Origin of the sequence: Micromonospora sp. NPDC048835, from assembly GCF_040649995.1 — a bacterium.
GTDB lineage: Bacteria > Actinomycetota > Actinomycetes > Mycobacteriales > Micromonosporaceae > Micromonospora.
The window spans coordinates 19,221-32,511 of sequence record NZ_JBEZGM010000015.1 but is presented as its reverse complement, the minus strand read 5'-3'; the positions used below and the strand labels follow the sequence as shown (position 1 = coordinate 32,511).

15 protein-coding genes are annotated in these 13,291 nt (G+C 71.8%); 6 read left to right on the top strand and 9 right to left on the bottom strand.

The window, feature by feature from the left end; all coding sequences use genetic code 11:
• Positions 1-7 precede the first annotated feature (7 nt).
• Positions 8-1,159 carry a site-2 protease family protein gene (locus AB0C15_RS19255; RefSeq protein ID WP_357353698.1) on the top strand — a complete coding sequence of 384 codons (1,152 nt, stop codon included), beginning with the start codon at positions 8-10 and terminating at the stop codon, positions 1,157-1,159.
• A gap of 93 nt (positions 1,160-1,252) precedes the next feature.
• On the opposite strand, the gene AB0C15_RS19250 is transcribed toward AB0C15_RS19255, so the two are convergent.
• The 3 genes from AB0C15_RS19250 to AB0C15_RS19240 all read right to left on the bottom strand — a co-directional run bounded on the left by AB0C15_RS19250 (position 1,253) and on the right by AB0C15_RS19240 (position 4,386).
• The gene (locus AB0C15_RS19250; protein WP_357353697.1) at positions 1,253-2,203 is read right to left on the bottom strand and encodes an alpha/beta hydrolase; all 951 of its coding nucleotides are present in this window, start codon (positions 2,201-2,203) and stop codon (positions 1,253-1,255) included.
• Positions 2,204-2,347: 144 nt separating this feature from the next.
• Positions 2,348-3,619 carry an FAD-binding protein gene (locus AB0C15_RS19245; RefSeq protein ID WP_357353695.1) on the bottom strand — a complete coding sequence of 424 codons (1,272 nt, stop codon included), beginning with the start codon at positions 3,617-3,619 and terminating at the stop codon, positions 2,348-2,350.
• Positions 3,616-4,386: a hypothetical protein gene (locus tag AB0C15_RS19240; RefSeq protein WP_357353693.1), complete on the bottom strand. Its 771-nt coding sequence runs from the start codon at positions 4,384-4,386 to the stop codon at positions 3,616-3,618. The genes AB0C15_RS19245 and AB0C15_RS19240 overlap by 4 nt, the downstream gene beginning before the upstream one ends.
• A 101-nt stretch (positions 4,387-4,487) precedes the next feature.
• Between AB0C15_RS19240 and AB0C15_RS19235 the strand changes: the two genes are divergently transcribed.
• Positions 4,488-4,910: a hypothetical protein gene (locus AB0C15_RS19235; protein WP_357353691.1), complete on the top strand. Its 423-nt coding sequence runs from the start codon at positions 4,488-4,490 to the stop codon at positions 4,908-4,910.
• Between the two features lie 44 nt (positions 4,911-4,954).
• On the opposite strand, the gene AB0C15_RS19230 is transcribed toward AB0C15_RS19235, so the two are convergent.
• From AB0C15_RS19230 to AB0C15_RS19205, 6 genes are all read right to left on the bottom strand, one after another.
• Positions 4,955-5,884 carry an LLM class F420-dependent oxidoreductase gene (locus AB0C15_RS19230; protein ID WP_357353689.1) on the bottom strand — a complete coding sequence of 310 codons (930 nt, stop codon included), beginning with the start codon at positions 5,882-5,884 and terminating at the stop codon, positions 4,955-4,957.
• 65 nt (positions 5,885-5,949) lie between these two features.
• Positions 5,950-6,987, bottom strand: coding sequence for a hypothetical protein (locus AB0C15_RS19225; RefSeq protein WP_357353687.1), 1,038 nt, complete (start codon positions 6,985-6,987; stop codon positions 5,950-5,952).
• Positions 6,987-7,256 carry a hypothetical protein gene (locus AB0C15_RS19220; RefSeq protein WP_357353685.1) on the bottom strand — a complete coding sequence of 90 codons (270 nt, stop codon included), beginning with the start codon at positions 7,254-7,256 and terminating at the stop codon, positions 6,987-6,989. The genes AB0C15_RS19225 and AB0C15_RS19220 overlap by 1 nt, the downstream gene beginning before the upstream one ends.
• Positions 7,257-7,478: 222 nt before the next feature.
• Positions 7,479-8,273, bottom strand: a complete 795-nt coding sequence (locus AB0C15_RS19215; RefSeq protein WP_357353683.1) for a class I SAM-dependent methyltransferase — start codon at positions 8,271-8,273, stop codon at positions 7,479-7,481.
• A gap of 41 nt (positions 8,274-8,314) precedes the next feature.
• Positions 8,315-8,869 (bottom strand): Uma2 family endonuclease, encoded by a 555-nt coding sequence (locus tag AB0C15_RS19210; protein ID WP_357353681.1) that lies wholly within the window; start codon positions 8,867-8,869, stop codon positions 8,315-8,317.
• Between the two features lie 48 nt (positions 8,870-8,917).
• Positions 8,918-9,937, bottom strand: a complete 1,020-nt coding sequence (locus tag AB0C15_RS19205) for an aldo/keto reductase (RefSeq protein ID WP_357353679.1) — start codon at positions 9,935-9,937, stop codon at positions 8,918-8,920.
• 187 nt (positions 9,938-10,124) lie between these two features.
• Here AB0C15_RS19205 and AB0C15_RS19200 point away from each other — a divergent pair, with 187 nt between their 5' ends.
• The 4 genes from AB0C15_RS19200 (at position 10,125) to AB0C15_RS19185 (ending at position 13,289) form a co-directional block, all read left to right on the top strand.
• A complete protein-coding gene (locus AB0C15_RS19200) occupies positions 10,125-10,583 on the top strand; it encodes a GNAT family N-acetyltransferase (protein WP_357353677.1) in 459 nt (152 codons plus the stop codon).
• 9 nt (positions 10,584-10,592) lie between these two features.
• Positions 10,593-11,072, top strand: coding sequence for a hypothetical protein (locus AB0C15_RS19195; protein WP_357353675.1), 480 nt, complete (start codon positions 10,593-10,595; stop codon positions 11,070-11,072).
• Positions 11,073-11,147: 75 nt separating this feature from the next.
• The gene (locus tag AB0C15_RS19190) at positions 11,148-12,311 is read left to right on the top strand and encodes an MFS transporter (RefSeq protein WP_357353673.1); all 1,164 of its coding nucleotides are present in this window, start codon (positions 11,148-11,150) and stop codon (positions 12,309-12,311) included.
• 33 nt (positions 12,312-12,344) lie between these two features.
• The gene (locus AB0C15_RS19185) at positions 12,345-13,289 is read left to right on the top strand and encodes an RNA polymerase sigma-70 factor (RefSeq protein WP_357353671.1); all 945 of its coding nucleotides are present in this window, start codon (positions 12,345-12,347) and stop codon (positions 13,287-13,289) included.
• Positions 13,290-13,291: the final 2 nt, after the last annotated feature.

Below are 13,291 nucleotides of genomic sequence, written 5' to 3'. Positions count from 1 at the left end.
CGGTGGGATGAGGGCCAGTTTCCGGCTTGGCCGGGTCGCGGGAGTGCCGGTCGGCGTCAACTGGAGCGTGCTGGTCATCTTCGCGTTGATCGCGTGGGGGTTGGCCGCGAACCAGTTTCCCCGTTCGTACCCGGACCGCTCGCCGGTGGCGTACACCCTTGCCGGGCTGGCGGCGGCGGTGGTCTTCTTCGTCGGCCTGCTGGCCCACGAGGTGTCGCACGCGGTGGTGGCCAAGCGCAACGGGCTGACTGTCGACGGCATCACGCTGTGGCTGTTCGGCGGCGTGGCCGAGTTGCGGGGCGAGCCGCGTGACCCGGGTGCCGAGTTGCGGATCGCGGGCGTCGGCCCGCTGGTGAGCCTGCTGATCGGGGCGTTCTTCGGCGCCATCGCGGCGGTACTCGCGCTGGCCGGGCAGGGCGGGCTGCTGTTCGGGGCGGTGGCCTGGCTGGCGGGCATCAACGTGCTGCTTGCCATCTTCAACGTGCTGCCCGCCGCACCCCTGGACGGTGGTCGGCTGCTGCGCGCCGCGGTCTGGAAGGCCACCGGCGACCGGACCCGGGCGTCAGTTGTCGCGGCCCGGGCCGGCTGGGTGCTGGGTGTGCTGCTGATCGGCCTGGGGCTGTGGCAGTTCCTGTCCGGGGTCGGCTTCGGTGGGCTGTGGTTGGCGCTTATCGGCTGGTTCCTGATCGGCGCGGCGGGGATGGAGGAACGCCAGGCCCGCACCGGTACGGCGCTGCGCGGGATCCGGGTGGGCGACGTGATGACCCCGCAGCCGCAGACAGCATCGGCGGAGATGACCGTCGCGGATTTCGTCGACCACTACCTGTTCGCGTACCGGCACTCGGCGCTGCCACTGACCGAGGACGGCCGGCCGACCGGCCTGGTCACCGTCGACCGGGTGCGGGGCGTGCCACCGGAGCGGCGGGCATCGACCACGCTTGTCGAGGTGGCCTGCCGGGCTGACGAACTGGTGCTGGCCCAACCCGGCGAACAGCTCAACGACCTGCTCCCCCGGCTCACCGCGTGCGCCGACGGCCGAGCCCTGGTGGTGACCGACGACGGCCGCCTGACCGGAATCGTCTCCCCCAGCGACATCAGCCGTGCCGTCCAACGCAGCGCCCTGCACACCCCCACCCCCTCCCGCACTCCACCCCGTTGATCATGAAGTTATGGCGCCGACACGCCGTGCCGAGTGGCAATAACTTCATGATCAACCGAGGCGGGGACGGTGGCGTGGGGCGGGGACTGCGGGTCAGGAGTGGGGGCAGGTGTTGCGGTACTCCTGGATGGTCGCCGAGGCTGGGGGTGCGGGGCAGAGGAACTGGTCGTAGCGGGTGTCGTCGTCCACGAAGCGCTTCAGCCAGGAGATGCTGTACTTGGCGACCGTCACGTTCGTCGAGGTGGGCGCGGAGTGGCTGGCGTTGTTGAGTTCCAGGTACGCCTTGTCCAGCGTGGATGGCAGGCTGGTGTAGAAGGGTTCCGAGTGCGACGAGACCGGGGCCACCGAGTCGTTCTCCGCGCCGATCACCAGCGTCGGCACCCGTACGCCAGACCAGTTCTTGACGGTGTGCCAGCCGGTCAGCGGGATCGCGGCCTGCAACTGCGGTCGTGAGTTCGCCGCCGAAAGGCTGCCGCCGCCGCCCATCGAGTGCCCCATCACGGCGAGCCGGTTGCGGTCGATCCTGGTACGCACGCCGCTGGTGTTGGTGAGGTAGTCCAGTGCTGCGAGCAGTTGCGTGCCCCGGCTGGCCGGCTGGTCGTAACGGGACAACGTATCGATCGTGATCACCACGAAGCCCTGGGAGGCGAGGCGTGGCCCCAGCCAGGTCACGCTGGACTGGGTGGCGGTGTAGCCGGGTGAGATCGCCACCGCGCCGAAGGTGCCCTCGGCGGTGCTGGTCGGGTAGTAGATCGTTCCGCCCCGGAAACCGCTGACGCTGGAGGCGGCGACGGTGCTCTGGGCGATGGCGAACGCGCCCCGGCTGGCCTCGATGCTGGCCACGGTGGGGGCCGGGCCGCGCTCGTAGGGACTGGCGGCGGCGTGGGCGGCCGGCGCGGCACCCAGCCCGGCGGCGTGGGCGGCCGGCGCGGCACCCAGCCCGGCGGCGAGCACGGCCAGGGTGAGCGCCCACCGCAGCCCACGGCGGGGGCGGTGGGGGTGGTGGGCGACCGGGTCGGGGGTGATGGCGGGTACGGGCTGCATGTCTCGCTCCGAGGGGTGGAGCCGACGATCCCGGGACGGGGACCGGCCGATGAGACTCATCGACGAACATGAGTGTCTGCCGGCGAGGCTCCACCCCACCAATCCCATCCGCCCCATGCCAGCGCGCTATGGCACGAGATTGGATCAGCGGGGGAAGTAGCGGTCCATGGCCTCGGTGCGGAACGTGCCCTTCGGGTCCAGGTGGGCCAGGAGGGCGGCGAAGTCGGCGTAGCGCGGGTAGCGGGCGGACAGCTCGACCGGGTCGGTGACGAAGACCTTGCCCCAGTGTGGGCGGGGCGCGAAGGGCGCCAGGCGCTCCTCCACGGCGGCCACCACGGGCAGCACCGCCTCGGTGTCGTCGATCCAGGTGAAGTGCAGCACGAAGCTGTCTCGCCGGTAGTTGGGGCTGAGCCACAGCTCGTCGGCCGCCACCGTCCGCAGCTCGGACACCAGCAGCACCGGGGCGATCAGCTCCGCCACGTCGTCGAGCGCGGCGAGGGCGTCGACCGCCGCCGGCCGCGCGACGTGGTACTCGGACTGGAGTTCGTCACCGCTGCTCGGGGTGAAGCCGAGCTTGAAGTGCGGCAGCCGCTCGTGCCAGGGGCCCGGTTCGCCGAGCTGCGGGGTGCAGTTCTCCGCGGGCATCCCGAGCACCGGGTGCCGGGGCTGGTCAGCGGCGGTGGTGCCCAGCCAGTCCGCCGGGGGTGGCGGCTCGTCGGCCACCTGCTTGCGCCACACCTCGCGCAGCCGGGGCGTCCGGAAGTCGGTGAAGACGCTCACGCTGTACGCCGAGCCGAGCGCCTCGTCCAGCGCCGTCCGGTCCAGGCCGAGGCGTACGTACTGGCGCAGCGCGAAGGTCGGTACGACGTCGAGGGTGACCCGGGTGACCAGGCCGAGCGCGCCGAGCCCCACCACCATGCCGGCGAACGTGTCGGTGTCGCGGTCGACCCGCAGCAGGTCGCCGTCGGCGGTGACCAGCTCCAGGCCGGCGACCGCGCTGGCCAGGTTGCCGTGGGTCTGGCCGGAGCCGTGGGTGGCGGTGGCCACCGCGCCGGCCACCGAGATGTGCGGCAGCGAGGCGAGGTTGGCCAGCGCGTACCCCTGGGTGTGCAGCTGTCGGGCGAGGTCGCCGTAGCGCATCGCGCCGCTCACGGTGACCTGCCCGCGCTCGTGGTCCACCTCGACGACCGGGGGCAGCCCGGCGAGGCTGACCAGGTCGCCGTCGGTGTCGCCGAGACGGTTGAAGGAGTGCCCGCTGCCCACCGCCCGGATGCGGCTGCTGCCGGCGACGAGCCGGCGCAGCTCGTCGACGGAGGTGGGCCGGTGGAACGCCTTCGCGGCGTACCGCACGTTGCCGGCCCAGTTGCGGCGCGGAACGTCGGTGCTCGAGGCGTCCTGCGGTCCCTGCGGGGTCATGTGGCGGCCTCCCGATCGGTGGTCTGCTGGTCGGCCAACGCGGCGACGAGGGCGTTCAGAACCGTATCCGCCTGAAGGGTGTGGTAGCCACGCTGGGCGATCGGCAGGCCGGCCGTGGTGGCGCGTTCGATCTCCCCCCGGGCGGCCTGCCGCGTCGACGCGTCCCCGGACAACAGGGCGTCCTGGCCGCGTCGGATCAAGCCGTCGACCCGGTCCATCTGGTAGCCGCGCAGGCCGACCGGGAGGTCCGGGGCGTCGAAGGCGCTGCGACGCAGCGCGAGCAGGTCGACGAATCGGTCTCCGGCGTGGTGGGTGAGCGCGGCGGCCACCTGCTCGGGCTGGTCCCGAACCTGGTCGAGGACGAGCAGCTCGATGGCGGGTCGACCGTCGAGCGGATGGCGGGCGGTCGCCGGTTCGAACGTCACACCCGGTGCGGGCACCAGCAGCAGTCGCGGCGGCTCCGGATGGCCGTCGCGCCGGGGCGGCTCGTCGAGGACCAGCACGCCGATCTCCGCCCACCGGATCTCTCGGCGCAGGCCGGGCCGCCGGATGCTGAGGCCGTCGGGGTGGATCCCGAATCGGAACGGGCGCAGCGCGCTGACGAGCGCCAGCGCGCCGAGCGCGATCGCCCCCACCGCGATGATCGTCCGTAGCAGGGCGCCGTCGCTGGGATAGACCAACAGGAGCACCCCACCGAGTACGCAGACCAGGGCGAGCAGGCGAGCGCCCCGACTCCGGCGCAGTTCCACGCTCGGACCCCCGTTCATGACCGTGGCGTCGGTCCCCGCATCTTCCGCCAAACCGGGCACCGAGGACACCGGTCGATCGGGCACGGTTGTTCTCGTCATCGTCGGGGAACCCTACGCCCATGAGCAGCTACCGTGATCCGGCCGCACGAGGTGACGTCTTCCCCTCCGAGGAGGAGCTGGACCCGACCGGGTCCGGCATCGAGCAGGCGAGCGCCCCGCCGGCCGACGGGTTGCCGAGCCACCCGTCGCCCACCCCCGGCCCTCGACCCACGCCGGCGCCCGCACCCGCCCCGACGCCGGTGCCGGCTCCCGGCCCGCCGCCGCGCGCCCCGGGCGCACAGTCGATCGTGACCCGCCACCTGGACGGCTCGGTGGAGGTGGTCACCGACCTCGACGGTGACGGCGTCGCCGATGTCGTCCAGATCGACGTGGACGGCGACGGCATCCCGGACATCACCTATGTGGACAGCGACCGGGACGGGCGACTGGACACCGTGCTGGGCGACCCGCGCGCGGCCAGGACGGGCGCACACCGGGCCTGACCGGCGACGTTGTCGCCGGTCGGTCGCCGGGCCGCCCGGCCGGCTCAGAGCTTCGCCATCACCTCACCGGCGACCAGTTCCAGGTGCTCCAGGTCGCTGAGGTCCAGCACCTGGAGGTAGAGCCGCTCGCTGCCGATCTCCGCGTACCGGCCGATGGTGTCCAGCACCTCGCCCGGCGTCCCGGCCAGGCCGTTAGCCCGCAGCTCGTCCGGTGCGCGGCCGATGGCCGCGGCCCGCCGGGCCACCTCGGCGTCGTCGCGCCCGCAGCAGAGCACGAGGGCGTTGGACCAGACCATGTCGGCCGGGTCCCGACCGATCGCGACGCAGGCCGCGCGGACCCGGTCGAACTGCGCCGCGGTGTCCGGCACCGAGGCGAACGGCAGGTTGAACTCGTCGGCGTAGCGGGCGGCCAGCCGGGGCGTGCGTTTCGGGCCCGTCCCGCCGAGCAGGATCGGCGGACGCGGCTGCTGCACGGGCTTGGGCAGGGCCGGCGAGTTCCGGACCGGGTAGTACCGGCCGTCGTGGTCGAACCGCTCCCCGGGCGGCGTGGACCAGAGCCCGGTGATGACGGCGAGCTGCTCCTCCAGCCGGTCGAACCGCTCGCCCAGCGGCGGGAACGCGATGCCGTACGCGCTGTGCTCCTCGGCGTACCAGCCGGTGCCGATGCCCAGTTCCACCCGGCCGCCGCTCATCTGGTCGACCTGCGCCACGGTGATCGCCAGCGGGCCGGGCAGCCGGAAGGTGGCAGCGGTCATCAGCGTGCCGAGCCGGATGCGGCTGGTGTCCCGGGCCAGGCCGGCGAGCGTGGTCCAGGCGTCGGTGGGGCCGGGTTCGCCACTCCCGTCACCCATCACCAGGTAGTGGTCGGACCGGAAGAACGCGCCGTAGCCGGCGTCCTCGGCACAGCGGGCGACGGCGAGCAACTGGTCGTAGCTGGCGCCCTGCTGGGGCTCGGTGAAGATCCGCAGTTCCATGATCCGAGCATAGGGTTCCCCGGTCGGCCCGGCCGGGTGCATGCCGACCGGGCCGCCGGGTCAGCTCAGACGTACGGCCGTTTGGCGTACGCCTCGCGGAGCGCGGTCAACCCGGTCGCCTTCGGCACCAGGGTGCCCCACCCGGAGTTGAAGTAGTTGGTGCGTACGATCCGTGGCCCCCGCTCGGCGTTGAGCTGGGCGATCGCCGCCGGGACGGTGGCGATCCAGGCTGCCTGGTTGGGAATCTCGGCGACCCTGACCCCCCACTCCGCGATGATCACGGGTCGGGACAGCGCCACCGGGCCGAGATCCGCCACCGCCCAGTCCTTGGTGCGCCGAAACCGGGCCAGCGCGGTGTGGCTGGCGTTGGTGGCGTACGCGTTCCACTGGAGGTAGTCGAGGCGGGACATCAGCGACTCCGGGTGGGTGCGCTGGAAGCATTCCCGGTCGAAGCCGGCCAATCCCACCGAGAAGGTCGTCCCGGTGGGCAGCGTCCGCGCCTTGAACCACGTCAGGATGTAGTTGATCGCCTGCACCGCGCGAGCATCCGACTCCGCCCAGCTGTACGCCTTGCCGTCCTCGGTGGTGCCGAACTCGTGATCGGTGTCCAACTCCGAGGCGAGCTGGATGTTCACCCCGAAGCCGAGCGCCCGGTACTGCGACAGGGCGCGGGCGAACAACCCGTCGCACTGCCCCTTGAGCACCTGGCTGTACCCGTACGCCCTCGGCCAGGTGGTGCCGGGCCGCTGCTGGATGGTCATCGACGGGGCCGGCACGGTGTAGCTGACGCCGTCCACCATGAAGCTCTGCGGCCCGTAGTTCGGGGCGCCGTAACTCTTCAACTCCAGGACCATGTTCATCTGCACGTCGGCCTTACCCAGGTTGACCAGCCAGGGCCGGTTGTAGCCGGGGAAGATGAAGCCGTCGGCGAAGCTGCGGTACTGGGTGAGCGACCGGAAGTTGCCGCCGGCCATGTCGGCGGTCGGGTCGGCGCCGCCGGAGAGGTAGTAGCCGCCGAGCACGGGTTGGCCCAGGCTGTAGTCGACGCCGGCCGTCGCGGTGTTGCCGGCGGCGTCGCGAACCTGGACGGTGACCCGGGGCATCACGCCACCGACCGATACACGGCCACCGAGCCGTTGTCGGAGACCCGGGTCCAGGTACGCCCGGAGTTGTCGGAGACGGTCACGGTGAGCGGGTCGATGACCGCGGTGACCTTGACCGGCGCGCTGCTGTTGCCCTGCGCGTCGGTGACCACGATGGTGACGGTCAACGGTTTGGTGTCGGCGTCCGAGTAGGTGACGGTCAGCAGCATCTGCTCACCCGGCGCGAAGGTGGATGCGTTCAGGGCTGCGGTTGCGGTGGGAGCGGCCATGTCGGGCCCTTTCTGGCTCGGTCACCGGGCTCGGCGCGCGGTTGAGCGACGCGGCTTCGAGGCCGGGCTTGGTGAGAGGGGCACCGGTGCGGACGATGTTGTCCCCGCCGGTCCGGAGGATCGGGATGTGGCCCGCCACCCGTCTACCTCCACCTGCCCCAAGCGTGCTCTACCAGGGGCTCTACCGTCTTGTCCGAATTGCGACAAGGGTCGGTGTGGCGGCTAATCGGCCGCCGTGCCGCGTACGGCCCAGGCCCGTGCGGTGAGCCGGATCGACCCGTCCGGCTCGACCGGCAGCCGGCTGGCCAGCAACTTCCGCAACGCCGCCCGGTCGGGCTCGGCAAGCGTCGCGACGTACCCCGGTGCCGAGCCCTGCCCGCCGAGGAACGGCGTCCAGTAGTCGGCGAAGTCGGTGAAGGTCGTCGGCACGTCGACCGGCCACACCGACACGTCCCGCAAGCCGGCCCGCTCCCACAGCGCGCGGAGCGTGTCGGGCTGCCACACGCTGGTGCGGTTCCCCTCGTCCCGCTCGGCCGAGGCCGGGTCGAGTTGCGCGGCGGCGGCCCAGAAGTGCCGCATCATCGCCATCCCCTCGGCGTAGTCCCAGACGTACGCGGCCACCACCCCGGCCGTCCGGACCACCCGGGCGAACTCCGCCACCGCCCGTGCCGGCTCCGGCACGAAGTTGAGCGTCAACCCGCTGACCACCACGTCCGCGGCACGGTCGGGCAGCGGCAGCGCGCGGGCGTCACCGACCTGGAAGGTCGCCCGGGGATCGGTGACCCGGGTACGCGCGACCGCGACGAAACCCTCCGACGGGTCGATGCCGGTCACCCGGACCGGATCCGTGCGGGTGAGGATCGTCGCGGTCAGCGCCCCGGTGCCGCTGCCCACGTCGAGCCAGTGCCGCCCCGGCGGCACTGCCAACCCCCGCAGGAACTCCACCGCGACCAGGCGGCTCCACCGACCCACGTACGCCTCGTACACGTCACCGTTCGCCCACACCGGCTGCGCCATTCCGGAACGATACGACGGACCCGGCCGGTCGTTGCCGGCGTTCAGTCGAGATGGTCGGCGGGGGCGGTCTGGAGCAGCCAGGCCAGCGGCATCCGTGCCCGCGCCTCATAGGTGCCGGCCCCACTCAACTGGTGCAGGGTGACTGTCTGCGCGCCGTCCCGATCGACCACCCAGTACTGCGGGATGCCCGCCGACGCGTATTCCCGGACCTTGGTCACCGAGTCCATCGCCTCCGAGCCCGGCGAGACGATCTCCACGACGAGCACGACGTCGGCGACCGCAGCCCAGACACTGCGGGACGGCGGCTTACGCCAGACACTCAGGTCGGGATTGCGGCCGCCGTCACCGTCCGGTCCGGAGATGCGCACACCGACTGCTTGAAGCACCTGCTCGGCGGGCCATCCCGCCACGATCAACCAGGCGAACAGGCGACTGGCGATCGTGGCGTGGTCCGAATCGGGCGGCGGCATGACCGACAGGACCCCCTCGGGGCTGGTCTCGTAGCGGTGACCGTTCGGATCGGCGGCGTTCATCGCCGCGACGTCGTCGAGCGTCACAACGGCGGGCATGTGCATGCCGACAGCCTCAGCGCTCATGGGTCTCATCCTAGGTGACCAGCGGTCCCGATCGCCGCACCTGAAGGCTCAGCGACGCCGCATCGCCGCATCGAGCAGGGCGGGCGGGGTGTCGAACTTCTCGGCTGCGGCGAGGTCGACCCCGGGTGCGACGATCGCGTCGATCGCGTCCAGCACGTCGGCCGGGAGCACGGTGTCCGCGGCGGCGAGTTGTGAGTGCAGGTGGTCGATGGTGCGGGGGCCGATGATCGCGCTGGTCACCGCCGGGTGGGCGGTGACGAACCCGAGTGCGAGCTGGATCAGGGTGAGCCCCGCCTGGTCGGCGACGGCGACCAGTTGCTCGACGGCGTCGAGCCGGGCCTGGTTGGCCGGGATGCTGAGGTCGAAGCGGGCGGGCAGGAGCGTCGAGCGGCTGGTGGTGATCTCTCGGCCGGCGCGGATCGCGCCGGAGAGCCAGCCGGAGGCGAGCGGGCTCCAGGCGAGCACACCGAGCCCGTACTGCTCGGTCACGGGCAGGACGTGGGCCTCGATTCCTCGTTGCAGGATCGAGTAGCTGGGCTGCTCGGTGACGTAACGGCCCAGGTGGTGCTCCCGGGCGGCCCACTCGGCCTGCACGATGCGGTACGCGGGGAAGGTCGAGGAGCCGAAGTAGCGGATCTTTCCCGCCCGTTGCAGGTCGGTGAGTGCGGAAAGGGTCTCCTCGTCGCTGGTGGTCGGGTCCCACCTGTGGATCTGGTAGAGGTCGACGTGGTCGACGCCGAGGCGGCGCAGGCTGTTGTCCAACTCGGTGACCAGCCAGCGGCGCGAACTGCCCCGCTGGTTGCGCTCGTCGCCCATCGGCATGCCAGCCTTGGTGGCCAGCACGATGTCGTCACGGCGGCCGGCGATGGCCTTGCCGAGCAGTTGCTCCGACTCGCCCTGGCTGTACATGTCGGCGGTGTCGATCAGGTTGATCCCGGCGTCCAGCGCGGCGTCGACGATCGCCGTAGCGTCGCTCTGGGTGGTCTGGCCCAGTTTGCCGAAGTTCATCGCGCCGAGGGCGAGGGTGCTGACCTGGACGCCGGTGCGCCCGAGGGTGCGGTATCGCATGGCTGTTCCTCCACGGAAAAGGTGGGGTGGCACTGCGCCACCCGCTCTGACAACCGAAACAAGTGGAACGATGTTCCGCTAAGAACGATACGGAACAGCGTTCCGGATGACAAGTGACGAGGGCCACGGCGGGCGCCGCAGGCCGGGCGCCGCAGGCTGGAAGGTCGGCCGCGATAGCTTCTCGATCATGGTGGAGTGGAAGCTTCGGCCGGCCTCGATGGCGGACGTCGAGGCGGTGGCCGAGTTACGGGCGGTGGTGCTGCGGGCCGATCTCGAACGGCTCGGGCGGTACGACGCACAGCGGGTGCGGCAGCGCCTGCGGGACGGTTTCGCGCCGGCGTACACCTGGGTCGTCGAGGTGGGCGGCGGGCTCGCCGGCTGCGTGGCGCTGCGACCCGCCGCGGACGCCCACTGGCTGGAGCACTTCTACCTGGCCCCTCAGCTTCAGGGCAGCGGCATCGGAACGGCCATCCTGCGCGACCTGCTGAGGCGGTGCGACCGGGACGGCACGCTGGTCCGGCTGAACGTGCTGCGGGGCAGCCCGGCCCGACGGCTGTACGAGCGGCACGGGTTCACGCTCGACGATGAGGACCCGGTGGACGTGTTCATGGTCCGCGCACCCGGGGCCGGTCGGCTGTCAATGTAACGTTGACAGATGACGTCGGAGCTGGACCGGTTGGCGAACGTGCGCACCGCCCGCGCCCGGCTCGACGAGCAGGAGCTGGAGATCATCGACCGCGCGCGACACGAGGGCGCCACGTGGGCGCAGATCGCGACGGCACTCGGCCTGGGCAGCCGGCAGGCCGCCGAGCAACGTCGACAACGGCTGATGGCGGCACGGCGGTCGCGGCGGCGGCAGCTCGATCTGCGGCAGCCCCCGCAGATCGCGGCGCTGCGGGCGGCGGTGGCCGACCTCGACCGGTGGATCAGTGCCGACCAGCGCTGGGACGGCCGGTTTCCGCGAGCGGCACTGGTACAAAGCACCGTGGACGCGGCGCTGGACGCCACCCCGGGGGCGCTGCACGCGTTGGCCCTGCACCTCGCCGCGGATCTCGCCGACGCGGACGGGCGACTGCCCGCACCCGCCCGGACCGCCGCGACCGCGATCGACGCCGCCCTGTCAACAGACCGTTGACAGGGCATGACAGCATTGCCCGCACTCCGCTCAAGACCAAGGATATGAGTCACCTCGACTCACCTCGGAGTGCTCATGCGTCGCAACGCGGGCCTGTTCGTGGCGATCTCCCTGCTGTCCGGCTTCGGCAGCAGCGCCATGTCCCTGGTCGCCGGCATCTGGATCCTGGACCTCACCGGCTCCACCAGCCTCGCCGCCCTCGCCGGGCTCTGCGTGTACGCCCCGGTGCTGGCCGGCCCGTGGCTCGGCGGTCTGCTCGACCGAACGCCCCGTCGGCCGCTGGTCGTCGCCGTCAACCTCATGTTGGCGGCCGCCCTGCTGGCGCTCCTCGCGGTGCGCGGGCCGGGGCAGACCTGGCTCGTCTTCGCCGTCTCGTGCGCCTACGGCGTCAGCTACGTGCTGATCGACGCCGGTGAGACGGCGCTGCTGCCGTCGGCGCTGGCACCGACCGAACTCGGCGACGTCAACGGGTGGCGCTCCAGCGCCCAGGAGGGCATGAAGCTTGTCGCTCCCCTGGCCGGTGCCGGCCTCTACGCGTGGCGGGGCGGCCACGCGGTCGCCGTACTCAGCGCGGCCATGCCGATCCTGGTCGCCACCCTGTACGCGCTACTCCGCCTGCACCAGACACCCACCGACCGGCCCACCGAACGCGGCAGCGGCCCGCGTACCGGATTCGTGGTCCTGTTCGAAGCGCGAGCGACGGGTCTGCCGGTGCTGCTCGCCGCGGTGTCGATAGCCATGTCCGGGTTCACCACGGCCGGGATCTACGCGGTCGTCGTCACCGAACTGCGTCTGCCGACGACGTTCCTGGGTGTGCTGGCCAGCGCGCAGGGCGCCGGTTCCGTCCTCGGTGGCCTGATCGTCGGCCGGCTCATCGCGGCGAGAGGCCCCGTCGCCGTCGGTGTCATCGGGACGGCACTGTTCGCGGTCGGCTGCCTGGCGCGGTGCCTGCCCTGGTGGCCGACCACCGTCCTCGGGGCGGTGGTGGCCGGCGTCGGCCTGCCGTGGACCCTTGTCGCGGCGGTGACCGCCGTGCAGACCCACACGCCGTCGGCGCTGCTGGGTCGGGTCTCCGCAACGGCGAACACCGCGATGTTCGGTCCGCTCGTCGCGGCGATCCCGCTCGGCTCCGCAGCCGTCCACATCGGCGCCCGCCCGCCCCTCGTCACCGCTGCGGCGATCTGCCTGACAGCCGCGGTGGCGATCGGGGCCTCCCGCCCAGGCCCGAACCAACCCTGAACCGGCCGCCGTGCGCCTGGATACTGTCTAGTCATGCCGCTCAGTCCGGACGAGGTCGAGGTGTTCGAGCGCTCCAGGGCCCGCCTGGAGGCGATCGCCTACCGCCTGCTGGGCTCGGCGAGCGACGCGGAGGACGCCGTCCAGGACACCTTCCTGCGCTGGCAGGGCGCCGACCGGGAACACGTCGAGACCCCCGAGGCGTGGCTGACGAAGGTCCTCACCAACGTGTGCCTCAACCAGCTCACGTCGGCGCGGGCCAGGCGGGAGACCTATGTGGGCACGTGGCTGCCCGAGCCGGTCCTCGCCGGGGACCGGATGCTCGGCCCGCTCGACACCGCCGAGCAGCGCGAGTCGGTCTCGATGGCGGTGCTCACCCTGCTGGAACGGTTGTCGCCGAACGAGCGCGCCGTGTACGTGCTGCGGGAGGCGTTCGGCTACGCGCACGGTGAGATCGCCGAGATCCTCGGCATCACCGAGTCGAACTGTCAGCAGACCTACCGGCGGGCCAAGCAGCACGTCACCGCCGAACGGGCCCGCGCGGAGGTCGACCAGGCCGCCGCCCGGAAGATCGTCGCGGAGTTCCTCGCGGCGGCGAACAACGGCGAGATCCAGCGGCTGGTGGAGTTGCTTACCGATGACGCGACGAGCACCGCCGACGGTGGCGGCAAGATCCCGGCCCGGTCCGCGCCGATCGTCGGCGCACTCGCGGTGGCGAAGTTCCTGCGGGGCCTGTTCAAGCCGGCCGACGTCAAACGGGACCTGGTCGGTGGCAGCCCGGCCGTGCACGTCGCCACCGCGAACGGCGCTCCGGCGGTGATCGTGGTGATCGACGACCGGGTGATCGGCGTGATGTTCCTGGTGGTCACGCCGGAGGGCGTCGCCGCCATCCACAACCAGGTCAACCCCGACAAGCTCGCCCGCGCCACCCGGCAGTGGGCCGCCTCCGAGCACGAGGAACCCATCCTCCGCGTCTGGTGATC

What these genes read in the sequence shown, in the direction of transcription:
- AB0C15_RS19255 (WP_357353698.1), top strand. Translation starts at nt 8, where the DNA reads ATGAGGGCCAGTTTCCGGCTTGGCCGGGTCGCGGGAGTGCCGGTCGGC.
- AB0C15_RS19250 (WP_357353697.1), bottom strand. Translation starts at nt 2,203, where the DNA reads ATGCAGCCCGTACCCGCCATCACCCCCGACCCGGTCGCCCACCACCCC.
- AB0C15_RS19245 (WP_357353695.1), bottom strand. Translation starts at nt 3,619, where the DNA reads ATGACCCCGCAGGGACCGCAGGACGCCTCGAGCACCGACGTTCCGCGC.
- AB0C15_RS19240 (WP_357353693.1), bottom strand. Translation starts at nt 4,386, where the DNA reads ATGAACGGGGGTCCGAGCGTGGAACTGCGCCGGAGTCGGGGCGCTCGC.
- AB0C15_RS19235 (WP_357353691.1), top strand. Translation starts at nt 4,488, where the DNA reads ATGAGCAGCTACCGTGATCCGGCCGCACGAGGTGACGTCTTCCCCTCC.
- AB0C15_RS19230 (WP_357353689.1), bottom strand. Translation starts at nt 5,884, where the DNA reads ATGGAACTGCGGATCTTCACCGAGCCCCAGCAGGGCGCCAGCTACGAC.
- AB0C15_RS19225 (WP_357353687.1), bottom strand. Translation starts at nt 6,987, where the DNA reads ATGCCCCGGGTCACCGTCCAGGTTCGCGACGCCGCCGGCAACACCGCG.
- AB0C15_RS19220 (WP_357353685.1), bottom strand. Translation starts at nt 7,256, where the DNA reads ATGGCCGCTCCCACCGCAACCGCAGCCCTGAACGCATCCACCTTCGCG.
- AB0C15_RS19215 (WP_357353683.1), bottom strand. Translation starts at nt 8,273, where the DNA reads ATGGCGCAGCCGGTGTGGGCGAACGGTGACGTGTACGAGGCGTACGTG.
- AB0C15_RS19210 (WP_357353681.1), bottom strand. Translation starts at nt 8,869, where the DNA reads ATGAGCGCTGAGGCTGTCGGCATGCACATGCCCGCCGTTGTGACGCTC.
- AB0C15_RS19205 (WP_357353679.1), bottom strand. Translation starts at nt 9,937, where the DNA reads ATGCGATACCGCACCCTCGGGCGCACCGGCGTCCAGGTCAGCACCCTC.
- AB0C15_RS19200 (WP_357353677.1), top strand. Translation starts at nt 10,125, where the DNA reads ATGGTGGAGTGGAAGCTTCGGCCGGCCTCGATGGCGGACGTCGAGGCG.
- AB0C15_RS19195 (WP_357353675.1), top strand. Translation starts at nt 10,593, where the DNA reads ATGACGTCGGAGCTGGACCGGTTGGCGAACGTGCGCACCGCCCGCGCC.
- AB0C15_RS19190 (WP_357353673.1), top strand. Translation starts at nt 11,148, where the DNA reads ATGCGTCGCAACGCGGGCCTGTTCGTGGCGATCTCCCTGCTGTCCGGC.
- AB0C15_RS19185 (WP_357353671.1), top strand. Translation starts at nt 12,345, where the DNA reads ATGCCGCTCAGTCCGGACGAGGTCGAGGTGTTCGAGCGCTCCAGGGCC.